Source organism: Aeromonas sp. s9, from assembly GCF_040907765.1.
Classification (GTDB): Bacteria; Pseudomonadota; Gammaproteobacteria; order Enterobacterales; family Aeromonadaceae; genus Aeromonas; species Aeromonas caviae.
This window is the reverse complement of record NZ_JBFOCK010000069.1, coordinates 1-24,432: the sequence shown is the minus strand read 5'-3', so window position 1 is coordinate 24,432 and position 24,432 is coordinate 1. Positions and strand designations below refer to the sequence as shown.

At 62.5% G+C, this 24,432-nt stretch carries 18 protein-coding genes, 1 tRNA gene and 1 rRNA gene; 8 read left to right on the top strand and 12 right to left on the bottom strand.

The window, feature by feature from the left end; translation table 11 throughout:
- Position 1 precedes the first annotated feature (1 nt).
- Positions 2–1,909 (bottom strand): hypothetical protein, encoded by a 1,908-nt coding sequence (locus AB5Y54_RS13915; RefSeq protein WP_146042886.1) that lies wholly within the window; start codon positions 1,907–1,909, stop codon positions 2–4.
- A 588-nt stretch (positions 1,910–2,497) separates the two neighbouring features.
- Between AB5Y54_RS13915 and AB5Y54_RS13910 the strand changes: the two genes are divergently transcribed.
- The 4 genes from AB5Y54_RS13910 to AB5Y54_RS13895 all read left to right on the top strand — a co-directional run bounded on the left by AB5Y54_RS13910 (position 2,498) and on the right by AB5Y54_RS13895 (position 7,438).
- A complete protein-coding gene (locus AB5Y54_RS13910; protein ID WP_223932286.1) occupies positions 2,498–3,496 on the top strand; it encodes a BMP family protein in 999 nt (332 codons plus the stop codon).
- Between the two features lie 86 nt (positions 3,497–3,582).
- Positions 3,583–5,160: an ABC transporter ATP-binding protein gene (locus AB5Y54_RS13905; protein WP_041215789.1), complete on the top strand. Its 1,578-nt coding sequence runs from the start codon at positions 3,583–3,585 to the stop codon at positions 5,158–5,160.
- Positions 5,161–5,239: 79 nt separating this feature from the next.
- A complete protein-coding gene (locus tag AB5Y54_RS13900) occupies positions 5,240–6,358 on the top strand; it encodes an ABC transporter permease (RefSeq protein ID WP_010672473.1) in 1,119 nt (372 codons plus the stop codon).
- A gap of 114 nt (positions 6,359–6,472) precedes the next feature.
- On the top strand, positions 6,473–7,438 hold the full coding sequence (locus AB5Y54_RS13895) for an ABC transporter permease (RefSeq protein ID WP_010672471.1): 966 nt from the start codon (positions 6,473–6,475) through the stop codon (positions 7,436–7,438).
- Between the two features lie 59 nt (positions 7,439–7,497).
- Here AB5Y54_RS13895 and AB5Y54_RS13890 read toward each other — a convergent pair whose 3' ends face one another.
- On the bottom strand, positions 7,498–8,403 hold the full coding sequence (locus AB5Y54_RS13890; RefSeq protein ID WP_368153928.1) for a LysR substrate-binding domain-containing protein: 906 nt from the start codon (positions 8,401–8,403) through the stop codon (positions 7,498–7,500).
- 118 nt (positions 8,404–8,521) lie between these two features.
- Between AB5Y54_RS13890 and AB5Y54_RS13885 the strand changes: the two genes are divergently transcribed.
- The 3 genes from AB5Y54_RS13885 to AB5Y54_RS13875 all read left to right on the top strand — a co-directional run bounded on the left by AB5Y54_RS13885 (position 8,522) and on the right by AB5Y54_RS13875 (position 11,119).
- Positions 8,522–9,649 carry an S-(hydroxymethyl)glutathione dehydrogenase/class III alcohol dehydrogenase gene (locus AB5Y54_RS13885; RefSeq protein ID WP_010672469.1) on the top strand — a complete coding sequence of 376 codons (1,128 nt, stop codon included), beginning with the start codon at positions 8,522–8,524 and terminating at the stop codon, positions 9,647–9,649.
- Positions 9,650–9,700: 51 nt separating this feature from the next.
- Entirely contained in the window at positions 9,701–10,549 is an 849-nt protein-coding gene (gene fghA, locus AB5Y54_RS13880; protein ID WP_368153926.1) for an S-formylglutathione hydrolase, read from the top strand.
- 63 nt (positions 10,550–10,612) lie between these two features.
- Entirely contained in the window at positions 10,613–11,119 is a 507-nt protein-coding gene (locus AB5Y54_RS13875) for a DinB family protein (protein ID WP_201985844.1), read from the top strand.
- Between the two features lie 71 nt (positions 11,120–11,190).
- Here the strand turns inward: AB5Y54_RS13875 and AB5Y54_RS13870 are convergent, their stop codons facing one another.
- A complete protein-coding gene (locus tag AB5Y54_RS13870; protein ID WP_368153925.1) occupies positions 11,191–11,913 on the bottom strand; it encodes a DUF2807 domain-containing protein in 723 nt (240 codons plus the stop codon).
- A gap of 298 nt (positions 11,914–12,211) precedes the next feature.
- Between AB5Y54_RS13870 and ovoA the strand changes: the two genes are divergently transcribed.
- Positions 12,212–14,359 (top strand): 5-histidylcysteine sulfoxide synthase, encoded by a 2,148-nt coding sequence (gene ovoA, locus AB5Y54_RS13865; protein WP_201985847.1) that lies wholly within the window; start codon positions 12,212–12,214, stop codon positions 14,357–14,359.
- Between the two features lie 57 nt (positions 14,360–14,416).
- Here the strand turns inward: ovoA and AB5Y54_RS13860 are convergent, their stop codons facing one another.
- The 9 genes from AB5Y54_RS13860 to AB5Y54_RS13820 all read right to left on the bottom strand — a co-directional run bounded on the left by AB5Y54_RS13860 (position 14,417) and on the right by AB5Y54_RS13820 (position 24,415).
- Positions 14,417–15,388: a bile acid:sodium symporter family protein gene (locus AB5Y54_RS13860; RefSeq protein ID WP_119197073.1), complete on the bottom strand. Its 972-nt coding sequence runs from the start codon at positions 15,386–15,388 to the stop codon at positions 14,417–14,419.
- A gap of 273 nt (positions 15,389–15,661) precedes the next feature.
- Positions 15,662–17,107: an amino acid permease gene (locus AB5Y54_RS13855; protein ID WP_368153923.1), complete on the bottom strand. Its 1,446-nt coding sequence runs from the start codon at positions 17,105–17,107 to the stop codon at positions 15,662–15,664.
- 167 nt (positions 17,108–17,274) lie between these two features.
- Positions 17,275–17,613: a tRNA-binding protein gene (locus AB5Y54_RS13850; RefSeq protein ID WP_026080427.1), complete on the bottom strand. Its 339-nt coding sequence runs from the start codon at positions 17,611–17,613 to the stop codon at positions 17,275–17,277.
- A 63-nt stretch (positions 17,614–17,676) separates the two neighbouring features.
- On the bottom strand, positions 17,677–19,122 hold the full coding sequence (locus AB5Y54_RS13845; protein ID WP_201985849.1) for an amino acid permease: 1,446 nt from the start codon (positions 19,120–19,122) through the stop codon (positions 17,677–17,679).
- A gap of 101 nt (positions 19,123–19,223) precedes the next feature.
- Positions 19,224–19,679: a beta-galactosidase subunit beta gene (locus AB5Y54_RS13840; protein ID WP_201985851.1), complete on the bottom strand. Its 456-nt coding sequence runs from the start codon at positions 19,677–19,679 to the stop codon at positions 19,224–19,226.
- Complete coding sequence (gene ebgA / locus AB5Y54_RS13835) at positions 19,676–22,750, bottom strand: beta-galactosidase subunit alpha (RefSeq protein WP_368153922.1); 3,075 nt, start codon at positions 22,748–22,750, stop codon at positions 19,676–19,678. Before ebgA ends, AB5Y54_RS13840 begins: the two co-directional genes overlap by 4 nt.
- 321 nt (positions 22,751–23,071) lie before the next feature.
- Positions 23,072–24,037 (bottom strand): transcriptional regulator EbgR, encoded by a 966-nt coding sequence (ebgR, locus tag AB5Y54_RS13830; protein WP_041214116.1) that lies wholly within the window; start codon positions 24,035–24,037, stop codon positions 23,072–23,074.
- 164 nt (positions 24,038–24,201) lie between these two features.
- Positions 24,202–24,316 (bottom strand): 5S ribosomal RNA (gene rrf / locus AB5Y54_RS13825).
- A gap of 23 nt (positions 24,317–24,339) precedes the next feature.
- Positions 24,340–24,415 (bottom strand) — tRNA-Thr (locus AB5Y54_RS13820).
- Positions 24,416–24,432: the final 17 nt, after the last annotated feature.

The window sequence follows — 24,432 nt, the reverse complement described above, 5'->3', positions numbered from 1 at the left end:
TTTACAGCTGATCGGCACAGCTGACCTTGTTGTCATCCAGGTCGGTACAGGAGACGAATACCTTGTCAAAGGTCGACCCGGCCACCGGCGTCATCTGGGTTGACCAGTCATAACCCACCCCCTTGGCATAGATGGCGGTGTGGCTCTCCTGATCTTCCTGCATCCAGCCGATGTACTTCAGTGCGCCGCGATCGCTCTGGGCAAGTGCCTTGAACTCGTCGCTCGTGATGAGACACATGGGCTCTCCCATGGCCTTGGACAGCTCGGCATCCCGCGCCCCCACGGCGCCATCACAGCCGCCGGTCACCTTGATGGTCATGTCACTGCGATCCAGCATCTCATCGAAGAACGGCAGCACATTGATGTTGTACTTCACCCCCACCTCTTGAGGCTGCCAGCCCATGCCGGTATTGACGTATCGGGTCTCGACGCTTTCCCACTGGATAGTGGGCACAGTGCCTGCAAAGTGGTTCGCCAGCTCCTTGAGGGTCGCGGTATTGGCCTCGATCTCATCCTGGGTCAACGACTCGTCCAGCTTGCTCTGATCGATGGTCAGAGCGAGGCTCACCGCATCCTTCAACTGCGACTTGGCCTTGGCCAACCGTGCTTTGGCATCGTCGGTCAAACGGAAGAAATCGGCGTGCGCCACCAGCGCATCCGGCTCGATTTCCTGCTGACTGAACTGGGTCTCGAAGGTGCTGCTGCTCTCTTCATAGGTGGTAGTCGGCTGCATGCCCCAGGTGTCCTTGATGTGCATACGCGGCAAGGTCACTTCTTCCTGCTGGGTGACATAGGCGCTGTCCGGACCGTACTGGTAGGAGGCGGCGATGTTGAGGGCCGATGCCATCGCCATCGCCGACGCCCGCAGGGCCTTGGCACCGTCGAGGTTGAGGGTGACGGTATCGTCATCGCCATAGGTGGCGCTGTAATCCGGATCCTGGATATCGGCCAGGGCAGCCGCGACGTTTTCCAGGCTGTCGGCATAGGCGCCCATCAGCTTGGCCACGTCACGGGTATATCCCTTGCCACCTTTGAGCGCCACGGAGGCGGTGCCGGGGGTATGGATGATGACATCCATCACCTTGGCCAGGCTGGTGCTGTAACCACTGCCAATGGCGGACGAGGTGAAGGCCAGGCGTTCAGCCACCACGGGGTTGTTGGTCACCTCCAGCATGGTCAGCATGGCCAGCACGATCTGGCGATCGGCCTTGCCGCTCTCACCGGTCTCGGCCTGCAGGGTCTCCTTGTACTCCTTGAACTTGCTCTCGACGTCCAGGTTTTTCAGATCGGTCAGTCCCTGCAGATCGCTCAGCACCTTGTCGACCGCCACGGAGCGGCCATTGACGCCAGCCAGGGTGGCGGAGAGGTGGGCTTTCGCCGCAGCCAGAGAGACGACGGCCTTGGTGAGGCCCGCTGTTTTCAGCGCCTCGACCAGGGAGGTGTTGAAGGCGTCATCGCTACCCAGTTCGACGATCCCCAGTTGCGCGACCTGCGCCTTGTCGAGGGTGATGCCGTTCTCCGGATTGCTGTCGCTGTCGAGCGTCTGCAGCAATGCCGCAATGCGGATCGCTTTCTCCTTGTCGTCACCCGCCAGGGTGTAAGGGGTCACCAGCGAGTTGCCCGCCTTGAGGGTCACCGCCCCCAGGCGTTGGTTGCCCAATGCGAATTCGCAGGTGTCGCCATCATCAAACAGGAATTCACCCTTGGCATTGGTGACACCGGTGTAATCGTTGCACCGATAGTCGAGGCCACCCACGACGGAATCCAGGAAGACGGCAGTGTGAAGAGGCTTGCTGCCGGTGTCGGTGCCACCGCCATTGTTGCCACCATTGCTGCCGCCACCGTTATCGTCACCACCACCCCCGCAAGCGGTCAACATGACACCGGACAACACACAAGCCACTGCCATACTCAGCACGTTTTTTTTCATTTTTATCACCCGAACAAATGTAAAAAATACGGCCCCATCCCGGGGGCCAAGTTAATCCGGGTATAACCTAGCGTATCCATATGACAAACACCAATGCATTTCCATATGAGTGTGCTTGCCATCACGCAGGCCCCGAGCGAGCAGGAAAAACGGCCACAGACGACGACCCTGGGAGGGGAAAAAGCCATCCATCTTGGGCTGTCACACCTCGGGCGGACCTCCTGGCGCTCAGCCAGCCCGCCCGCCAACATGGCGTCGATGAGGCCGCAGGGCTGGTGCCGATGGAAGCCAGTTTTTTCATCAGGGGAGGAAAACGGTTGCGCCTAACGTCATGAATTCAAACACAAATGTCGATCGAGCCCTATTAATCCCGGAATTTAATTCTGCAAAAACACCATAAAACAAATACTTATAAGGCAATTTGCTTATATTTCAAACCGTTAACGCAAACGTTTTTCCTCTATGATCCCCTTGACCAACGGGCTGGCTCACTTACAGTTAGCCAGCGTGCTTTATGACCTGCCAAGACAGGTTGTGGACCCTCACATAACAATCAAGGATACGATCGTGACTAAAGTGCTCAAGCTGGCCACCGTGGCCGCCCTCACCCTCGCTGCCCTGTCCGCCCAGGCAGCCTCCGAGCCCGCCGTCATCTATGACACCGCAGGCAAATTCGACAAGTCCTTCAACGAAGCCGTGTTCCGCAACGGCGTCGAAGTCTACAACAAGGACAAAGGCGTCAAGGTCAAGGAGTTCGAACCCCAGAACGAAGCTCAGCGCGAGCAGGGCCTGCGTCGTCTGGCCAGCCGTGGCAACGGCCCCATCGTCGCCGTCGGCTTCAACATGGGTTCCGCGGTAGAGAAGGTCGCCACCGAGTTCCCGGACACCCAGTTCACCATCATCGACATGGTGGTCGACAAGCCGAACGTCCAGTCCCTCATCTTCAAGGAGCATGAAGGTTCCTTCCTGGTGGGTGCCCTGGCGGCCATCGCCTCCAAGACCGGCAAGGTCGGCTTCGTGGGCGGCATGGACATCCCGCTGATCCGCAAGTTCCAGTGCGGCTATGAGCAAGGCGCCAAGTACATCAATCCGAAGATCGACGTCTATCAGAACATGACCGGCTCCACCCCGGCAGCCTTCGCCGACCCGGCCAAGGGTGCAGAACTGGCCAAGTCCCAGTTCGCCAAGGGCGCCGATGTGGTCTATGCCGCCGCCGGTGGCACCGGTATCGGTGTCTATCAGGCTGCCAAGGACGAAGGCAAGCTGGCCATCGGTGTGGATTCCAACCAGAACCACCTGCAACCGGGCACCATGCTGACCTCCATGGTCAAGTCCGTGGGTCTGGCCGCGTACAAGAGCTGGGATGACGCCGCCAAGGGCAGCTGGAAGCCGGGCATCCAGTCCCTGGGTCTGGCCGAAGGCGGGGTTGACTGGGCGCTGGACGAGAACAACGCCAAGCTGATCACCCCGGAGATGAAAGCCAAGGTCGAAAGCATCAAGGCCGATATCATCGCCGGCAAGATCAAGGTGCACGACTACATGAGCGACAACTCCTGTAAGTACTGAGTCCCTGCTACGACTCTCAACCAGTGATGACCGGCCCGCACGGGCCGGTTTTTAGTCTCTACTTCATGACCCGCAAGGACTGCATCATGGACCAGACAGATCGCTATGCCATCGAATTAAGAGGTATCGATAAGCGCTTTGGCGAGGTTTACGCCAACAAGCAGATCGACCTTCAGGTTCGTAAAGGCAGCATTCACGGCATCGTCGGCGAAAATGGCGCCGGCAAGTCGACCCTGATGAGCATCATTTACGGCTTCTACCACGCCGACAGAGGCGAGATGCTGATCGACGGGAATCCGTTCAAACCCCATGGCTCCCAAGATGCGATTGCCGCCGGGGTGGGCATGGTGCACCAGCACTTCATGCTGGTGAACAACTTTACCGTATTGGAAAACGTCATCCTGGGGGCCGAGAACGGCTGGCGCCTGGGCAAGAGCCTGGCGGCCGCCGAGAAGCTGCTGGGCGAGCTGGCACGGGACTATGGTCTCGAGGTGCCGCTGCACGAGAAGGTCGAGGATCTGCCGGTGGGCCTGCAACAGCGGGTCGAGATCCTCAAGGCGCTCTATCGCGGTGCCCGCATCCTGATCCTCGACGAGCCCACCGGGGTACTGACCCCGCAAGAGGCGGATCACCTGTTCGAGGTGCTGAAAAAGCTGCGGGATCAGGGGGCGACCGTCATCCTCATCACCCACAAGCTGCGGGAGATCCTGGCCATCACGGATCAGGTCTCCATCATGCGCCGGGGTGAGATGGTGGCCCATGTCGCCACCAAAGACACCGACAAGGAGCAGCTCGCTGAGCTGATGGTGGGCCGCAAGGTGCGCCTCAAGGTCGACAAGGGCACCGCCCAGCCGGGCGAGGCCAAGCTCAAGGTCGAGGGCCTCTCTTACGTCGATGACGCCGGGGTGGAACGGGTCAAATCCGTCAGCTTCGAAGTGCGGGCGGGGGAAGTGGTCGGCATCGCCGGGGTCTCCGGCAACGGCCAGTCCGAGCTGCTCAGCATGCTCGGCGGCATCCTCAAGCCCAGCAAGGGCGGCTTCACCATCGCCGGGGCGCAGCGCCACGAGGTGAGCCAGAGCCACCCGGCCGATCCGGAACAGGTGCGCAACTTCGGCCTCGGCCACATCCCGGAAGACAGGCACAAGATGGGGCTCATCAACCGCTTCGAGGCGAAAGAGGCCTTCATCCTCGGCTATCACCGCCGTGCCCAGTACAACAAGGGCTGGCTGCAGGACAAGGAGGCGATCCGCCAGGATTGCCAGGCCAAGATGGACAAGTGGGACGTGCGCCCGCCGAGCCCGGAGCACAAGACCGCCAATTTCTCCGGCGGCAACCAGCAGAAGTTGGTGATCGCCCGGGAAGTGGAGCAGGACCCGGATGTGCTGCTGGTCGGCCAGCCGACCCGGGGCGTCGACATCGGCGCCATCGAGTACATCCACCAGCAGATCATCGCCATGCGCGACAAGGGCAAGGCGGTGCTGCTGGTGTCGGTGGAGCTGGACGAGATCATGAGCCTCTCCGACCGCATTCTGGTCATCGCCGATGGCCGCATCGTCGGCGAGCTGGACGGTGCCAGGGCGGATGAACGCACCATCGGCCTGATGATGGCGAACATAGTTCCTGACGACGTGGCGGCAAGCCAATCACAAGGAGCCACATCATGAAGGTCACAACCACTTGTAACGGATTCGGCCTGATGATGGTCAACACACCAGTCCCCGACGATATCAAGGAGGCCCATTCATGAGCCAAGCACGTGTTCCTGCCTGGATATCCGTGGGCGTGCTGCCCGCAGTCAATATCCTGCTGGCCTTCCTGGTGTCGGCCATCCTGTTCTATTACCTCGACATCAGCCCCATCGAGGCAGCCGAAATCATGTGGTACGGCGCCTTCGGCACCGGCGAGGGGATAGGCTTCACCCTCTACTACGCCACCGGTTTCATCTTCACCGGTCTGGCGGTGGCGGTGGCCTTCCACGCCGGCCTGTTCAACATCGGCGGTGAGGGGCAGGCCTATATCGGCGGCCTCGGGGTCGGTCTGGTCTGTCTGCTGCTCGGGGACGTGCTGCCGTTCGCCCTGCTGCTGCCGCTCGCCATCATCGCCGGCGGCCTGTTCGGCGCGGCCTGGGCCTTCATCCCGGCCTGGCTGCAAGCCAAGCGGGGCAGCCACATCGTCATCACCACCATCATGTTCAACTTCATCGCCGCCTCCCTGATGGCCTACCTGCTGGTAGACGTCTTCAAGCCGCCAGGATCCATGGCCACCGAGAGCAAGGTGTTCGCCGTGGCGAGCTGGCTGCCGAAGATGAGCGAGCTGGCGGCCGGTTTCGGCATCGCCATGCCCAACAGCCCCCTCAACATCAGCTTCTTCTGGGCGCTGATCTGTGCGGCCCTGGTGTGGGTCTTCATCTGGCATACCCGCTGGGGCTACGAGATCCGCTCCGTGGGCGCAAGCCAGAGTGCCTCCGCCTATGCGGGTATCTCCTACCCCAAGGTGGTGATCCTGGCCATGGTGATCTCCGGCATGCTGGCGGGCTTCTTCGCCCTCAACGTGCTGCAGGGTGAGCTGCACCAGATCAAGCTCAACTTCGTGGAAGGCTTCGGCTTCACCGGCATCGCGGTGGCCCTGATGGGCCGCAACCACCCGGTCGGCGTCATCATCGCCAGCCTGCTGTTCGGCTTCCTCTACCAGGGCGGCGCCGAGCTCAGCTTCGAGTTCGGGGTGGACCGCAACATCGTCGTGGTGCTGCAGGGTCTGGTGATCCTGTTCTGCGGCGCCCTGGAGCACATGCTGCGCCCGCGCATCGAGCAGGCCTATCTGGCCTTTGCCAACCGCCCGGCCGCCCAAGTGAAAGGAGCCTGATCATGTTCGAAATGCTGATCCTGATGCTGGATGCCACCATCCGCACCGCACCGCCACTGATCCTGGCGGCCATGGATGACGGGGATGTTTTGCGAGCCGAAGGGAGTCCAAGCCATGTTTGAAATGCTGATCCTGATGCTGGACGCGACCATTCGTACCGCGCCTCCGCTCATCCTGGCGGCCATGGCCGGGATGTTCTGTGAACGCTCCGGGGTGGTCAACATCGCCCTGGAGGGCAAGCTGCTGGCCTCCGCCTTCGCCAGTGCGGCGGCGGCCGCCGTCACCGGTTCCGCCTGGATTGGGCTGGGGGTCGGGGTGGGGATCTCCATCCTGTTCGCACTGCTGCACGGCTTCGCCACCATCACCCACCGGGGTGATCAGGTGGTGAGCGGCATGGCCATTAACATCCTGGCGGCCGGTCTCACCGTGACCCTGGGGCGCTACTGGTTCGATCAGGGGGGCCAGACCCCGGCGCTCTCCGGTGCGGCGCGCTTCGCCCCCATCGACCTGCCCTATGCCAAGGAGCTCTATGACGTACCCGTCATCGGCCAGCTCTACAGCGAGCTCTTGAGCGGTCACTCCCTGCTGGAGTACGTGGCCTTCGCCGCCGTGCCCCTGGCCTGGTGGGTGCTGTTCCGCACCCGCTTCGGCCTGCGGCTGCGGGCGGTGGGCGAAGCCCCGGCGGCGGTCGACACCGCTGGTATCTCCGTGGTGCGGATGCGCTACACCGCTCTCATCATCGGCGGCCTGCTGGCGGGGATCGGGGGCACCTATCTGGCGGTGGCCCAGACCGCCCAGTTCATCCCCAACATGAGCGCGGGCAAGGGCTTCATGGCGCTGGCGGCCCTGGTGTTCGGCAAGTGGCGCCCCTGGAACGCCATGGCGGCCTGTCTGCTGTTCGGCTTCCTCGACGCGGTCGCCATCCGGCTGCAAGGGGTCAGCATCGGCGATTTCCCGATCCCGGTGCAGGCCATCGAGGCGCTGCCCTACATCCTGACGGTCTTCCTGCTGGCCGGTTTCATCGGCAAGGCGGTAGCCCCCAAGGCCCTCGGCACCCCCTACGTCAAGGAGCGGGAATAGCCCCGTCCTTCATGCCATGCAAAAAGGCCCGCTTGTGCGGGCCTTTTATTTTTGAACGCTCAGCCGACCGGCCGCACCAGGGCGGGCTGATGGGGATCGCTGAGGCGCTCGGCCAGGTAGTCCACCAGCAGCCGCACCTTGGGGGAGAGGTGGCGGTTGTGAGGATAGAGGGCCCAGATCCCCTCCGCCGGCGCCCGCAGCTCCGGCAGCAACTCAATAAGCTCCCCCCGGGCGAGGTGGTCGCTGACGTAGTAGTCCGGCAGCTGGATGATGCCGATCCCCTTGAGGGCCGCATCCAGCAGGGCGTGACCGCTGTTGCACTGAAGCAGACCGCGTACCCGCACGCTGTGGGGCTTGTCGTTCAGGGTGAAGTGCCACTCGTCGCTGTTGCCCACCAGACAGGTGTGACGGGCAAGTTCGGAGAGGCTGTTGGGCATGCCATGGCGGGCGGTGTAGGCCGGGGAGGCGCACACATAGGGCACCCGCTGCGCCAGCTTGCGCGCCACCAGGCTGGAGTCCTTGAGGTGGCCGAGGCGGATCGCCAGATCGAACCCCTCGTGCACCAGATCCAGCAGCTGATTGGTGAGGTTGAGGGTCACCTCCAGCTGGGGGAAACGCACCATAAAGTCGTTCACCAGGGGGGCGATGCGGCTCTCGCCGTAGGAGACGGGGGCCGTGATGCGCAAGGCCCCTTGCGGCACCGCCTGATGGCGCCCCACCGCCAGCTCCGCCTCGTAGAGGTTGTCGAGCAGCTGGCGGCAGTGGCGAAAATAGATCTCCCCGAGCTCGGTGAGCCGCACCTGGCGGGTGGTGCGCAGCAGCAGCTTGGCCTGCAGTCGGTCTTCCAGCTGCGCCACCTGACGGCTCACCTGGGCCACCGAGACCCCGAGCTTGCGCGCGGCCGGGGTAAAGCCCCCCTGCTCCGCCACGCTGACAAATTCACAGACCCCTTCCCAGCCGAACATTATTACCCATGTGTAAAAGTGATTTGAGATTTCACCTTATTATCACCAAATCGGCGGGAAACTACACTGGATCTCCGAACTCATTTCCGTTCATCCAACCACTACGAGGACGTCATTCATGGCACAGGTTCAAAGCATCAAGTGTAAGGCCGCCATCGCCTGGGGACCGGGCCAGCCCCTCTCCATCGAAGAGGTCGAGGTCATGCCGCCCCAGGCCGGTGAAGTGCGGGTGCGGATCGTCGCGACCGGCGTCTGCCACACCGATGCCTTCACCCTGTCCGGCGAAGATCCGGAAGGGGTCTTCCCCTGCATCCTGGGCCACGAGGGTGGCGGTATCGTCGAATCCGTCGGCGAGGGTGTCACCAGCGTCAAGGTGGGCGATCACGTGATCCCGCTCTACACCCCCGAGTGCGGCGAGTGCAAGTTCTGCAAGTCCGGCAAGACCAACCTGTGCCAGAAGATCCGCGCCACCCAGGGCAAGGGGCTGATGCCGGACGGCACCACCCGCTTCTCCAAGGATGGCCAGCCCATCTACCACTACATGGGCACCTCCACCTTCAGCGAATACACGGTACTGCCCGAGATCTCCATCGCCAAGGTGGACCCGGCCGCCCCCCTGGAAGAGGTCTGCCTGCTGGGCTGTGGCGTCACCACCGGCATCGGCGCCGTGATGAACACCGCCAAGGTGAAAGAGGGTGAGAGCGTCGCCATCTTCGGGCTGGGGGGCATCGGCCTCTCCGCCATCATAGGCGCGCGCCTGGCCAAGGCCGGCCGCATCATCGCCATCGACATCAACGAGAGCAAGTTCGAGCTGGCCCGCAAGCTGGGCGCCACCGACTGCATCAACCCGAACACGTTCGACAAGCCTATCCAGGAGGTGATCGTCGAGATGACCGACGGCGGCGTCGACTTCTCCTTCGAGTGCATCGGCAACGTCAAGGTGATGCGCGCGGCGCTGGAGTGCTGCCACAAGGGCTGGGGCGAATCCGTCATCATCGGCGTGGCCGGTGCGGGCCAGGAGATCAGCACCCGTCCATTCCAGCTGGTCACCGGCCGGGTGTGGCGCGGCAGCGCCTTCGGCGGCGTGCGCGGTCGCAGCGAGCTGCCGAGCTACGTGCAGCGCTACATGCAGGGTGAGTTCAAACTGGACGACTTCATCACCCACACCATGCCGCTCGAGCAGATCAACGAGGCGTTCGATCTGATGCACGAAGGCAAGAGCATCCGCACCGTCATCCACTACTGATCCCATGAGAGCCCCGCCCATCGATACATGGGCGGGGCAAGGAGTCCTTCGATGAATCTGGACATCATCAGCAGCAACAAGAGCTTCGACGGCTGGCACAAGCAGTATCGCCACCGCTCCACCGTGCTCGATTGCGAGATGCGCTTCGCCATCTATCTGCCACCCCGAGCCCTCACCGGCCAGAAGGTGCCCGTGCTCTACTGGCTCTCCGGCCTCACCTGCACCGACGAGAACTTCATGCAGAAGGCCGGGGCCCAGCGCATCGCCGCCGAGCTCGGCATCGCCCTGGTGGCACCGGACACCAGCCCCCGCGGCGAGGGAGTGGCGGACGATCCCGGCTATGACCTCGGCATGGGGGCGGGTTTCTACGTCAACGCCACCCAGACCCCCTGGCGGGATCACTACCAGATGTACGATTACGTCACCCGGGAGCTGCCCGAGCTCATCGAGACCCACTTCCCGGTCTCGACGAAGCGCGCCATCAGCGGCCACTCCATGGGAGGCCACGGCGCCCTCATCGCCGCCCTGCGCGAGCCGGGTCGCTACCGCTCGGTGTCGGCCTTCAGCCCCATCAGCCACCCGAGCCGCTGCCCCTGGGGCCAGAAGGCCCTCGGCGCCTACCTCGGCAACAATCCCCTGCTGTGGCAGGAGTGGGATGCCTGCCAACTGCTGCGCCACCACGACAGTCCGCCCCTGCCGACCCTGGTGGACGTAGGGCTGGACGACCCCTTCCTGGCGGAGCAGCTCGGCATCGACACCCTGGCCGAAGTGGCCGCCACCCGGGCGTGGCCCCTGACGCTCAACCGCCATGCCGGCTACGACCACAGCTATTACTTCGTGGCGAGCTTCATCGAGGCGCACCTGCGCTTTCACGCCAACCACCTGGGCGAACCGGCCTGAGGCTGACCCGCTCGTGGCCGCCCCGTCAGCGGGCGGCCATTCACCCGTAAACAGGAGACAAGGATGCCTCTCTTCACCACATTGCTGACCATGCCGGACCAGTTCGAGCGACTGCTGGCACAGGTCCCCACCGGCCATCTGGACTGGGAACCCGCCAACTGGGCCGGGATCCCCTCCGAGCGTTTCAGTGCCAGGGGGCACCTCTGCCACCTGCTGGACATCGAGGTGCTGGGCTATCAGGTGCGGTTTCGTCGCACCCTGGCGGAGAGCCTGCCGGAGCTCGCCTCCCTCGATGGCTATCAGCTGGCGCTGGACCATGATTACCCCCGGCAGGATACCGCCACGCAGCTCGACCGCTTTCGTACCGCCCGCCTGCAGACCGTCGAATGGCTGAAGACGGTGCCGTCCGACGCCTGGCAGCGCCGCGCCCGCTATGGCGGCAATGGGGAGGTGACCCTGGACGGGCTGGTGCGCCTGCTCGTCAGCCATGACCACCAGCACCTCGCCGGCATGCAGTGGCTGCTGATGCGCCTGAACGCCGATCTGGGCCTCGCACTCCCCCTCGAGTGAGGTGTCGTCCCACAGTGTCGCATCATGCAAAAAGGCCCCGAGGGGCCTTTTTCATTGTTGCGGTGATGGGATCAGCTCCCCAACCGGCTCACCTGACCCGAGCCCGCGATCTCGCTGGTCAGCGCTGGGCTGCCCCAGTAGTTGACCGCACCGGCACCGGCGATCTCTACCTTGAGCCGCGACTGGGCCCGCACCTCGACCTCGCCACTGCCGGCGATGCTCACCTCGACCTCCTCGCTGGCGAGCCCGGCCCCCTTGACGCCACCGGCGCCGGCGATGTTCAGCGCCATCACCCGGGCGGAGCCCTGCCCCAGATCCAGGTTGCCCAGCCCGGCGATGTTGCCCTCCAACCGATCCAGCATCAGCCCGCTGGCGACGATGTCCCCCGTGCCCGCCAGAGAGAGCACCAGATCATCCCCCTTGAAGTCGCGCAAGGCGCCGTTGCCAACCCCCGCCAGTGCCAACTCGTGCAGCGTCGGCAGGGTGATGGTGATCTCCAGCGGCCGGGTGGGGTCGAGCCGGTAGCCATCCTTGACCTCGATCTCCAGCTTCTCCCCCTGCTCGGTGAGCACCAGATAGGGCAGCAGGTTGGCCTCCCCCTTGACCCTGAGGGTGTGGCTCTCTCCCGCCACCAGGTACAGGTTGGCGGGCACGCCCGCCAGCACCCGGGTCACCTCATGCCCCAGGGGATGCTGCTGCTCCACCACGGCCCCCTCCCCGCGCACCTTGACGTCATCCTGCCAGCTACATCCGGTCAGTCCCAGGGCCAGCACCACTCCCAGCATCCATTTCATCCCGCTACTCCTCGTTTCCTCTTTGCCGCACGGCGCGGCAGGTGAGTGGCAATCAGCAAACCCTGTGCCATATGGTTAACATCATGATTTATCTATCCATTTCAATATTTCGAGGCTCGAATGGCACACAACAAAGAGTCATTCAGACCACAATCTGGTCAATCTGACCACACCCGAAGGGGGGCGTTGACCCATTTTTTTGGTTGCCGCCCCGGTTCGTTGAGCCAATAGTGATACCTGGTGCGTATAGAGCACTCCATCGCTGCTTCACCCGCCAGAATCAACAAGGAGTCAGAGCGTGACCCAAGCCAGCCACTCATTCGTTCATCCGGGCCTGCCTGCCCCCACCCGCACCCCGCTGCTGACCGGCGACGATCCCGACCACAAGCGCCGCGAGCTCCTCGCCTACTTCTGCCAGACCTTCGATCTCTACGACTCGCTGTTCGACTGCCTGGCCGACGAGCGGGCCTGGTTCAACAAGGCGATCCCCCTGCGCCACCCGCTCATCTTCTACTACGGCCATACCGCCGCCTTCTTCGTCAACAAGCTGCTGGCGGCCCGTCTCATCGAGAGTCGGCTCGACCCCCGCATCGAGGCCCTGGTCGCCATCGGGGTGGACGAGATGAGCTGGGACGATCTGGACGAAACCCACTACGACTGGCCCACTGTGGCCGAGCTGCGTGACTACCGCGGCCGGGTGCGCGCCCTGGTGTGTGATTTCATCGAGCGGATGCCGATCGAGCTGCCCATCCATTGGCAGAGCCCGGCCTGGGTCATCCTGATGGGCATAGAGCACGAGCGCATCCACCTCGAGACCTCCAGCGTGCTGATCCGCCAGCTGCCCCTGGCCTGGGTGCGCAGCCAGCCCCAGTGGCCGGTCTGCCCCGAGGCGCGCCACGATCTCGCCGCCGTCCCCGTCAACACCCTGCTGCCGGTGGCCGGCGGCCAGGTGCGCCTCGGCAAGCAGGACGCCACCTACGGCTGGGACAACGAATACGGCGAGCGCCACATCGAGCTGGCCCCCTTCCAGGCCAGCCGCATGCTGGTGAGCAACGCCGAATACCTGGCCTTCGTGCAGGCGGGCGGCTACGAGACCCGTGACTGGTGGGATGACGAAGGCTGGGGCTGGCGCCAGTATGCCAAGGCCCGCATGCCCACCTTCTGGGTCGGCGACCCCCTCGAACCCGAACAATTGCATCTGCGGCTGATGACCGAGCAGGTCCCCATGCCCTGGGACTGGCCGGTGGAGGTGAACCAGCTGGAGGCCGCCGCCTTCTGCCGCTGGAAGGCGGATCAGACCGGCCTGCCCGTCCAGCTACCGAGCGAGGGGGAGTGGATGCTGCTACGGGAACAACTGGCCGGCGATCAGCCGGACTGGATGGAGGCCCCCGGCAACATCAACCTGGCCCGCTTCGCCTCCTCCTGCCCGGTGGATGCCTGCCCCCAGGGCAGCTTCTTCGATCTGGTGGGCAACGTCTGGCAGTGGACCAGCACCGCCATCGACGGCTTCGAGGGGTTCAAGGTGCACCCCCTCTACGACGACTTCTCCACCCCCACCTTCGACGGCAAGCACACCCTCATCAAGGGCGGGAGCTGGATCAGCACCGGCAACGAGGCGCTCAAATCCTCCCGCTACGCCTTCCGTCGCCACTTCTTCCAGCACGCGGGCTTCCGCTACCTGGTCTCACGCCATCAGGAGCCCGTCATCGTGAACCCTTATGAAACCGACACCCTGGTCGCCCAGTATCTCGACTTCCAGTACGGTCCGAGCCACTTCGGGGTCGCCAACTACGCCGAGGCTCTGGCCGGTCTTGCCAGCGAGCTCTGCGGCCGCCATGAGCGGGCGCTCGACATCGGCTGCGCCACCGGCCGGGCCAGCTTCGAACTGGCTCGCCGCTTCGCCCACGTGGACGGGGTGGACTACTCGGCCCGCTTCATCGACGTGGCCCTGACCCTGGCAAGACAGGACAGCTTCCGCTATGCGGTGCCGGTGGAAGGGGATCTGGTGGAATATTGCGAGGCGCGCCTCTCCCGCCACGAGCTCGGTCGCGAGCAGAGCGAGCGGGTCCACTTCAGCCAGGGGGATGCCTGCAACCTCAAGCCCAAGTACGGCGACTACGACCTGGTGCTCGCCTCCAACCTCATCGACCGGCTGCGGGAGCCCGCCCGCTTCCTGCGGGACATTGCTCCGCGCCTTCGCAGCGGCGGCCTGCTGGTGCTCACCAGCCCCTACACCTGGCTGACCGACTACACCCCCAAGGCCAACTGGCTCGGCGGCATCCGGGAAAACGGCGAGGCCCTCGGCACCTATCAGGCGCTGCAACGGCTGCTGGCGGAGGAGTTCGAGGAGCACATGCCCCCGAGGGACGTCCCCTTCGTCATCCGCGAGACCGCCCGCAAGTACCAGCACACGGTGGCCCAGCTCACCGTCTGGCGCAAACGCTGACGACGCGGCAAACGAAAGAGGGAGGCCCATGGCCTCCCTCTTCTTTATCCGGACCGCTTACCCCTCCTGTACCTGGGGCACCGCCTCCTGCTCGCGGTAGCGGCGGGCCAGCACGGCGCACACCATCAGCTGGATCTGGTGGAAGATCATCAGGGGCAGCACCATGACCCCGACGCTGGCGGCGGGGAACATGACGTTGGCCATGGGCACCCCGTTGGCCAGGCTCTTTTTGGAGCCGCAGAAGACGATGGTGATCTCGTCCGCCCTGTTGAAACCGAGGCGGCGACTGATCCAGATGTTCCACCCCAGCACCAGTGCCAGCAGCACGCAACTCAGCAGCACGATGCTGGCGAGATCGTACCAGCCGACCTGGTGCCAGATCCCCTGCACCACCGCCTCGCTGAAGGCCACGTAGACCACCAGCAGGATGGAGCTTTGATCCAGCTTGCCAATGAGCGGCCGGTGGCTGTCAACCCAGCGACCGATGAGGGGGCGCGACAGGTGGCCCACCACGAACGGCAACATCAGCTGCACCATGATGGCCTGAATGGAGTGCCAGGTATCGACCCCCTCCCCCTGCACATTGATCATCAGCCCTACCAACACCGGCGAGAGGAAGATGCCGAGGATGCTGGAGGCCGAGGCGCTGCACACCGCCGCCGACACATTGCCCCCCGCCATGGAGGTGAAGGCGATGGCCGACTGCACGGTGGCGGGCAGGGCGCACAGATACAAGAAACCGAGATAGATGGCCGGGCTCAGCCACTGGGGCACCAGGGGCGTGAGCAGCAGCCCCAGCAGCGGGAAGAGCAGGAAGGTGCTCGCCATCACCACCAGGTGCAGCCGCCAGTGGCCGAGGCCCGCCAGCAGGTTCTGGCGCGACAGCTTGGCACCATGCATGAAGAACAAGAGCGCCACCGCCAGCTTGGTCAACAGACCGAACCAGACGGCCACCTGCCCCTCGCAGGGGAAGAAGGAGGCCAGCGCGACCACCACAATCAGCACAGAGGTAAAAGGATCCAGACGCACGGGGAGTCTCCAGAGAAAGCGCGTCCCGCACGGGATGGGGACGACAGGGCACGGGGAAGGCGTCATCAGACGGCGACCCCGGATACGAAGGGACAAGCTTACCCCGAACACCCTATGGTGCAAAGTTGAGCGGCAGCCTCATTTGTTTCATTTTGTTAAACGATAACGCACATTCTCACAGCAAAACTAAACGAGTTTGCCCCTCCGGTCCCGGATCCGGCCAACAAAAAACGGGCGACCAAGGCCGCCCGTCTCCTGTTTGCCACATGCCGATCAGCGCTGGCTGGCCAGGGTGCCGCTGCCCGCTTTTTTCTCGTTGCCACCTGACTTGCGGGCTTGGCGCTTCTCGAAGCGGGAGATCCACCAGTAGGCCAGCGCCGAGAAGACTGCGGTCATAAAGACGTTGATGAAGAAGGCGCGCACCAGATCCACCCCGGCCGGGAAGGCGGAGGCACTCATGCTCACCACGAAGATGGCGATCAGCACAGACACCACGCCCATCCCGAAGGTGCGCGACCCCATGCGGAACTCGCGGGGGGTGTCGTCATGTTTCCAGCGGAACACGAAGTAGGCCACCATGATGAAGATCGGCGGCAACATGGCGGTACCGGCGGTGAGGTTGATGGCGGTGTTCATCATCTGCTGTACCGACTCGGAGCCGAAGCCGTTCACCACCAGCATCGCGAACACGAAGACAAACTGCCACCAGGCGGCGCGCACCGGCACCCCGTGCTCGTTGAGCTGGGTGGTCTTCTCGCCGTAAACCCCCTGGGGGATCTCGGAGAAGTGGATCTTCACCGGCGCCGAGGTCCACATCATCATGGAGCCGAACATGGCGATGAACAGCACCACGCCGACAAAGCGGCCCACCAGCGCCTCGGAGAGACCGAAGTACTGCGCCATGCCGGTGAAGATCTCCACCATGCCGCCGGCATAGGTGAGGCTCTCGCGCGGTACGAACACGTTCACCAACAGGGAACCGACCGCATACATGGCACCGATGACGATACCCGCACTGATGATCACCTTGATGAAGGACTTCTGGCCGCCCTTCACGTCATTGAGGTAGGCCGCCGCTGTCTCGGCACCGCCCGCCGCCTGGAAGATCCAGCACATGATGCCGAGCGTCGCCCAGTTGACGGTGGGAGTCATCGCCTCCAGCGTGATGGGCTGGGCCGGCACATGATCCCCACTCAGGACCATCAGGGCCCCCAGCACATAGATGGCGAACAGGGCAAATACACCGTAGGCCACGATCTCCGCAATCTTGCCGAGCCAGCTCGCCCCCTTGGTGGAGATGTGGGTCGCCGCCGCGAACAGCACGATGGAGATGATCGAGGTGACCATGGGCGAGAAGCTGTACTCATAGCCCAGCATGGCGTAGGAGGCGTAGGCGATGACGTTGGGCAGCAGGGAGACGAACCAGAACAGGTTCACGAACCAGTAGAGAAACGAGCCCAGATAGGCCATCCGGGTGCCGAGCGGCTTCTTGAGCCAGTCGTACATCCCCGACTCGGAGTTTTTGTTGGCCGAGACGAACTCGGCGATGATGAAGACGAACGGGATGAAGTAGACGATGGTCGCCAGCAGGAAGATGGGGGCTGAGCTGAGCCCCAGCTCGATGTTGTTGTTGACGATGTTGCGCACGTTGAACACGGCGGCAAAGGTCATCGACAACAGGGCAAACTTGCCTATGGTGCCGCGTACGGATTCAGACATGGTGTCCTCCAGTGGACTCGCGCTCCCTGCGGGTAACGCTGTGACTCTGTGATGTGTTCGGCAAGGGTCAGTCGGCCCCGCCCGCTACTCTCTTGTTGTGATCGGGCCGCGTGGGCGGCCTCGTTGGTGAACCGGTGCAATCTCACCGCACCAGCTCGCAATACCATTCAGACGATCGGAGTGCCCGGCGCCATCGGCACCCGCGGTTGCAACAGCACGCTCTGGCTCTCGTCCGGGGTCTCGGCGCACAGCAACATGCACTCGGATCGCTCGCCGCGCATTCGGGTAGGCTTGAGGTTGGTCAGCACCACCACCTCGCTGCCCATCAGCTCCTCTTCGCTGTAGTAAGGCACCAGACTGGTGACGGTCTGCAGCGGCCGCTCGCCACCCACGTCGATCTGGACGATATAGAGTTTGTCGGCCCCGGGGTGACGCACCACCTCCAGCACCTTGCCCACCTTCATCTCGACCCGCTTGAATTCGGCAAACTCGATCGTCTCGCTCATGCACTTTTCCTTCTCTGATTCAACGGTTTGCGGGTGGCCAACGGCCACCCGGTTTGATGGGGGTCATGACGGCTGGATGACGACCTGCGCCGCTGGCTCGGCCTCTTTCGCGCGCGCCTCGGCGCTGAGGGAGGCCTCGTATCGGTTGTATTTCCACCAGGCGAAGCCGAGGAAAATCACGATCCCGCCGACGTTGTAGAAGACGATGGTCATGATGTCGGCGCCGGTCGGGAAGGTGGAGGCGAGGAAGCCCACCGAGAAGAGGACGATCAGCACCGACACCACGGCGATGCCGGTGGTGCGCGAACCCATCTTGAACTCCCGCGGCAGGTGGTCGAGCTTCAGCCGCAGATTGAGGTAGGCCAGCATGATGAACAGCGGCGGCAGCATGGAGGCGGCGGCGGTCATGTTGATGACGGTGTTCATCAGATCCTGCGCTGTGTTGGAGCCCAGGGTCGGGATCACCATCAACGGCAGCACGATGAGGTACTGGATCCAGGCTGCCCGGGCGGGTACGCCGTTCTCGTTCAGCTCGACGGTTTTCTTGCCGAAGATGCCGGCCGGGATCTCGGAGAAGAAGATCTTCACCGGGGTCGCCGTCCACATCAGCAGGGAGCCGAACATGGCGGTGAAGGAGACCAGCCCGACGAAGCGGTTCATCAGGATCTCCGGCAGGCCGAAGTAGGCCGCCAGCCCTTCAAACACCTGCACCGAGCCGCCGGTATATTTCAGGGTACCGCTCGGCACGAACACGTTGATCAACAGCGAGGCGATGGAGTAGAGCACGCCGATAAAGATCCCGGCGACGATGATCACCTTCACGAAGGATTTGGATCCCCCTTTCACGTCATTGACGTAGACCGCCACCGACTCGGCGCCACCGGCTGCCATAAAGATCCAGGTAGTGATGCCAAGAAACGCCCAGCTGAAATCGGGAACCATGGCCTCTACCGTGATGGGGTCGGCCGGTTGCACGCCACCCACCAGTGCCGCACCTGCCAGCAGGATGTAGGAGAGGGTCAGCAGCAGCATCAGGGACGAGGTCACCGAAGTGATGGGGCCGAGCATCTTGGCGCCGTTGGTGGAGACATAGGTCGCCAGGGCGAACAGGATCATGCTTAAGCAAGTGGTGGTCAGCGGGGTGAGGATGTATTCGTAGCCCAGGAAAGCATAGGAGGCGTAGGCGATGACCCTCGGCAACAAGGAGGTGAAGAAGAACAGGTTCACGAACCAGTAGGTGTAGGCGGAAATGAAGGCCCAGCGCCCGCCGAGGGAGCTTTTCACCCAGGCATAAACCCCCGCTTCGGAATTTTTATTGAGGGAGACGAACTCCGCGATGATGAGGCAGAACGGAATAAAGTAAAAAATGGTGGCCAGAAAGAACATGGGGGCCGAGGCCAGGCCGATTTCGATGTTGTTGTTGATGACGTTGTTGAAGCTGAATACCGCCGCGAAGGTGAGCGACAGCAGACCGAACTTGCCTATCGTATTCCGTTTGGAATCAGACATGGTGCATCTCCAGACCTGTAGTTATCCACGAAAGGGCGGGGCATGGGTTGTAGGGTGGCCCCGCGCCTTCCGGTATGTGTCAGTAAAAAAACAGCGGCTTGTTATTTGTTTTTGAAGTAGCCGCCTTCGACGGTGACCTTGATGATCACCTTGCGCACCGACGCGTCGCCTGCGAAGCGATAGGCCTCATCGTTCTCGAAGATCACCACCTGGCCGTTGCCCACCTTCTGGCGCTCACGCACCTCGCCGGCCAGCCACTCGCGGTCTGTGGTGTCGTCGTAAGCCTGTTCGACCCGCAGATCCGACTTGGGGGCCCACTCCACCGTCTCTTCCCCTTCCAGGTAGTAGTGAACGTCGAAGTAGCGGCGCTGCCCCTCGAACAGTGAGGTGGCCGGGCTGGCCCCCTCCTGCAAGCGGTAGGTGAGGGAGTCACCGATGGAGTGGCAGATGCCGGGCTTGAGGTTTGGCAGGTTGTTGATGGCCTCCACGCAGCGGCCCCACTTCTTGCCCTCTCGGTAGATGTTTTTGAACAGGGTCAGGTTGTCCAGGGTGATCATGCGAGGTTCCTCCCGCCGTTGATGGTGAGATCGAGCCCGGCCAGCGCAGCCGGATTGAGGTTGCCGCGAGCGATGGGCAGCAGGGTCAGGCCGAAGCTGAACGGCTCGAAGCGCACCCGCCAGGAGTCCAGCACCTCGGAGCCCCAGGAGTTGGAGCCGAGCCCCAGTACCTTGTGATCCAGATTGAGGGTGAGATAACCACTCGGCTCCAGCTCGTTGATGTGTTGCGCCGCGTGGATATGCTCCCAGCTGTAGGGCCAGACGCTCAGGTTGATGGGGGCATCGGGCCGCACGTAGAGGCCGGCGCCGTGGCGGTTGGTCAGGGTCGCCCAGCGCACCTGCTGGCGGTTGCCGTTGTCCTGCGGGAAGGGGTAGTGCTCCCACATCTCGCTGACTGTGCTCTGGAAGCTGTCGATCCAGTTGCTCTGGCGACTGTCCTGATAGTTCTCGCCCGGCCCCATGCCGTAGTAGTGCACCCGGTCGAGATCCTGACGAATGCCCAGCTCGAAGCCGATCTTGGGAATGATGTCGTCATAGCCGCCATAGGGCTGACCGGACAGTGCCACATGCAGCTGACCATTCGGGCTCAGGGTGTAGACGTAGCGGCAACGCATGCCGAAGTCGAACACCGGCGGCGCGATCAGACTCTCGACCGTCACCTCGACCGCCTCGCCCAGCTGACGCCAGCTTAAGGTGCGGAAGTGCTCCTGCATGATCTGCAGGTGGTTGGGGTGCCACAGGCTCTCGTACTCCTGCTTGTGGTTGTCGATCATCGGCTTGAAGAAGGTGAGGCGCGGCGAACGCTCGATGAGCTCGATACCATCCTGCTGCCAGCTCACCAGCTTGCCGTCGAGGCGCGAGAAGCGCAGGGCAAAGCCGCTACCGCTCAAGGTCAGCGCGAGGCGCTCATCAGCGATATCCAACGGAGTAGCGTTGGGATTGGCAAAGGGCTGCAGCTGGCGAGTCGACTCTTTCAGCCGGAACTGGTACTGGCCCAGCTCGTGCTCCGCCGCGCTGTAACGGGTGGCAGTGGCCTTGATGACCCGCAGCTGGACGAAGGTTTCCCGCCCATCGAGGGATGGCAGCTCGAGTTGTAGCGCAGTGGTGGCACCGGGGGCCACCCCTTCCAACCGGATTTGCTGGCTGGCCAGCAGCTCGCCTTCGGCCTTCACCTCGACCAGCAGACGGATGTCGTCGAGAGTGGAGAACCAGTAGCGGTTTTCCAGCTCAAGCCGGCCGCTCGCCAGATCCAGGGCGCGAATCTTGACCGGACAGATCACCTGCTTGTATTCGCGCAGGCCCGGCCCCGGGGTCTGATCCGGATAGATGAGGCCATCCATGCAGAAGTTGTAGTTGTTGGGGTAGTCGCCGTAGTCGCCGCCGTACTTGTAGACCGGGCGGCCATGCTCGTCCTGATCCAGAATGCCGTGATCGCACCACTCCCAGATGTAGTGACCCTGAATGTGGGGATGGCGGTCAAACACCTGCTGGTATTCGCTCAGGCCACCCGGGCCGTTGCCCATGGCGTGGGCGTATTCGCAGAGGATGCGTGGCTTCGCCATCGGGAACTCGCCGAAGCAGTTCATCTGGGAGACGCGGGAATACATGGTGCTGACCACATCCACCACCTCGGCATCGCGATCCTCTTCGTAGTGCACCAGCCGGGTCGGGTCGATCCCCTTGCAGCGCTGGTACATGGCTCTGATGTTGCAACCGTAGCCGGACTCGTTGCCGAGCGACCAGATGATGATGGAGGGGTGGTTCTTCTGGGCGTGCACGTGGCGCTCGATGCGATCCACGAACACCGGCTCCCAGAAGGAGTCGTCGGTGATGCGGCTGAGATCGCCGACGTTGGCAAAGCCGTGGGTCTCCACGTCGGTCTCCGCCATCACGAACAGACCGTACTGGTCGCACAGCTCGTAGAAACGCGGGTCGTTCGGGTAGTGGGCGGTGCGCACCGAGTTGAGGTTGTGCTGCTTCATCAACACGATATCGCGCTCAACACGGTCCATGCCGACCGCACGGCTCTTGAGGTGGTCGTTGTCGTGACGGTTCACCCCGTGCAGCTTGAGGTAGTGGCCGTTGACGTAGAAGAGACCATCTTTGACCTTGATTTCACGCACCCCGACCCGCTGCGGGATCACTTCCAGCAGCTCGCCCTGACCGTTGTAGAGGGAGAGTTGCAGCTGGTAGAGGTAAGGATCTTCGGCGCTCCACAGATGGGGGTTGGCCAGATCCAGCGTGAAGCGGCAATCACACTTGCCGTCGATGGCGAGATGGTCGAGCGAGCCGCTGGCGATCTCGCTGCCCTGATCCAGCAGGGACCAGACCAGACGGAGATCACGGGCTGCTGCCCCCAGGTTCTCCAGCTGGATATCGCAGCTCAGGGTCGCGCTCCGGTTGTCGTCGGCCAGCGCGGTCTGGATGAAGAAGTCCTGCACATGGGCGGCCGGTTTGCCCACCAGATAGACGTCGCGGAAGATCCCCGCCATCCACCACATGTCCTGATCTTCGATATAGGTGGAGTCCGCCCACTGCATCACCCGTACCGACAGCAGGTTCTCGCCAATGTTGGCGTAGGCACTGATATCGAACTCGGCGGTGAGACGGCTCCCCTTGCTGAAGCCGACATAGTGGCCGTTCACATAGACCTCGAAGTAGGTCTCCACCCCGTCAAACTTGATGATCACCTGCTCGCCATCCCAGGCCGGGCCCAGCGTGAAGCTGCGCTGATAGGCGCTGGTGGGGTTGTTGGTCGGCACGAAGGGCACGTCTATGGGGAAGGGAAAACCTTCGTCGGTGTACTGGAGCTGACCATGTCCTTCCATCTGCCACATGTTGGGCACGGTGATCTGGCCCCACTCGCTCATGGGGCTGTGATAGAAGGCCTCCGGCACCTGCAGGGGGTGGTCGAAGTAGTGGAACTGCCATTGGCCGCTCAGCCCCAGAAAACGGCGGCTCAGCTCGCGCTGCATGGTGGCCGCCAGCACGTGGTCGGCATAAGAGAAGAAGTAGGCGCGCGGAGCCAGCCTGTTTTCACCAACGAATTGGACGTTTTCCCAGTTATTCACATGTCCTCCCGGAACAAGGCAACGTTAACTGGGTAAACTCTAGATAAACATTTACTAAATATCAGTTTTTAATAGGTAAAGTTTTAACCTAATCACAGTGAGCGGATGGTTTTGTGAGCGAGATCAGAAGCGGAAGATAAAAGGGAATAGGGCGGATGGGTGTGGCACGGATGTTGATGATAGCTGGCTGAATGGCAGTAAAATCAACTATAAAACATTGTGATGTGACGTCATTGGATGATATTGCAAAGCAGTTTGCTTGGGAGAGGAGTCGCACCACCATAAGATGGTGCAACTAAAATGCAGGTTGTTTTACTAAAATCAGCGCGTGGTGCCACGCAGGGTCAACTTGCTCGGTACCAGCACCCGCAGCGGGATATCCCGCTCGTCACGCAGCCGTTCAACCAGCAGGTTGACCCCCTGGGAGCCCATCAACTCGGAGTGGATCCGCACCGTGGAGAGCGGCGGGAAGGTGAACTTGGCGGTCGGGATATCGTTGACGCTGATAAGCTCGATCTGCTGGGGAATCGCCAGTCCCTTCTCGTGGATGGCACGCAGCACGCCGATGGCGATGGAGTCGGAGGCGACAAACAGTGCCCTGGGCCAGTCGCCGGCCAGCATCTCCTTCGCCAGCTTGTAGCCGGAAGCGCTGGAGAAGTCTCCGCGATAGAGGTCGCTCTCCTGCACCACGCCAAGCCGCTGGCCATAATCGCGAAAGGCGAGTTCCCGCAGATCCGGGCCATCATCCTGGCCACCGATATAGCCGATGCGCTGATGGCCCTCGGCGATGAAGAAGTCCACTACCTGCTGGCTGATGAGTGCCAAATCAACGTCAATCGAGTCAAAATCCCCCTGAGAGCGGCAATCCACGAACACCAGCTGTGCAGACAGGCCGCGTAGCACGGCCAGCCGTTCTTCCGGCAGATGGCCGATGACCAGGATGCCATCGACGGCAGAGAGCTCACGCCCCTCGGCACCGTTGTAGCAGTGGGCCAGCTCGATGTTGAGGCGGGTGCACTGGGTCTCGATGCCGTAGCGGATGGCGAGGTAATAGGGATCGTTGACCTCGGTGCTCTGGGGATAGGCGTAGACAGCCAGGAGCTGCAGCTTGCTCTTGTGCACCCCTTTGCGGGCGCTGCTGGTCTTGTACTCCAGCCGCTCGGCAATCTCGAAGATCTTCTGCCTGGTCTCGTCCTTGACGCTCAGGCTGGGATCCTCGTTCAGCACACGGGATACGGTAGCAAGCGATACCCCCGCCTCCTGTGCAATTTCCTTCAACGTAGCCATCAATACCTCGCAGGCAGCATCACGTGTTCATCGGGCAACGGCTAAAGAGTAACGAGCAATCCCTTGATAGCCCAGCATTTTTACTGAAATAGAAGCAGGGGATTGCGGCGGGAGGACAGAAATGCAAAAAGGCCTCCCGCATGGGAGGCCTCTTCTGAATAGGTGCCTGACAGTGTCCTACTCTCGCATGGCGAATGCCACACTACCATCGGCGCTACCGCGTTTCACTTCTGAGTTCGGCATGGGATCAGGTGGTTCCACGGCGCTATTGCCGTCAGGCAAAAGCTTGTACTGCTTGAAAATGGTGCTGATACCCAGAATCGAACTGGGGACCTCATCCTTACCAAGGATGCGCTCTACCGACTGAGCCATATCAGCACACTAACCGGTAAAGA

What these genes read in the sequence shown, in the direction of transcription:
- AB5Y54_RS13915 (WP_146042886.1), bottom strand. Translation starts at nt 1,909, where the DNA reads ATGGCAGTGGCTTGTGTGTTGTCCGGTGTCATGTTGACCGCTTGCGGG.
- AB5Y54_RS13905 (WP_041215789.1), top strand. Translation starts at nt 3,583, where the DNA reads ATGGACCAGACAGATCGCTATGCCATCGAATTAAGAGGTATCGATAAG.
- AB5Y54_RS13900 (WP_010672473.1), top strand. Translation starts at nt 5,240, where the DNA reads ATGAGCCAAGCACGTGTTCCTGCCTGGATATCCGTGGGCGTGCTGCCC.
- AB5Y54_RS13895 (WP_010672471.1), top strand. Translation starts at nt 6,473, where the DNA reads ATGTTTGAAATGCTGATCCTGATGCTGGACGCGACCATTCGTACCGCG.
- AB5Y54_RS13890 (WP_368153928.1), bottom strand. Translation starts at nt 8,403, where the DNA reads ATGTTCGGCTGGGAAGGGGTCTGTGAATTTGTCAGCGTGGCGGAGCAG.
- AB5Y54_RS13885 (WP_010672469.1), top strand. Translation starts at nt 8,522, where the DNA reads ATGGCACAGGTTCAAAGCATCAAGTGTAAGGCCGCCATCGCCTGGGGA.
- fghA (WP_368153926.1), top strand. Translation starts at nt 9,701, where the DNA reads ATGAATCTGGACATCATCAGCAGCAACAAGAGCTTCGACGGCTGGCAC.
- AB5Y54_RS13875 (WP_201985844.1), top strand. Translation starts at nt 10,613, where the DNA reads ATGCCTCTCTTCACCACATTGCTGACCATGCCGGACCAGTTCGAGCGA.
- AB5Y54_RS13870 (WP_368153925.1), bottom strand. Translation starts at nt 11,913, where the DNA reads ATGAAATGGATGCTGGGAGTGGTGCTGGCCCTGGGACTGACCGGATGT.
- AB5Y54_RS13855 (WP_368153923.1), bottom strand. Translation starts at nt 17,107, where the DNA reads ATGTCTGAATCCGTACGCGGCACCATAGGCAAGTTTGCCCTGTTGTCG.
- AB5Y54_RS13850 (WP_026080427.1), bottom strand. Translation starts at nt 17,613, where the DNA reads ATGAGCGAGACGATCGAGTTTGCCGAATTCAAGCGGGTCGAGATGAAG.
- AB5Y54_RS13845 (WP_201985849.1), bottom strand. Translation starts at nt 19,122, where the DNA reads ATGTCTGATTCCAAACGGAATACGATAGGCAAGTTCGGTCTGCTGTCG.
- AB5Y54_RS13840 (WP_201985851.1), bottom strand. Translation starts at nt 19,679, where the DNA reads ATGATCACCCTGGACAACCTGACCCTGTTCAAAAACATCTACCGAGAG.
- ebgR (WP_041214116.1), bottom strand. Translation starts at nt 24,037, where the DNA reads ATGGCTACGTTGAAGGAAATTGCACAGGAGGCGGGGGTATCGCTTGCT.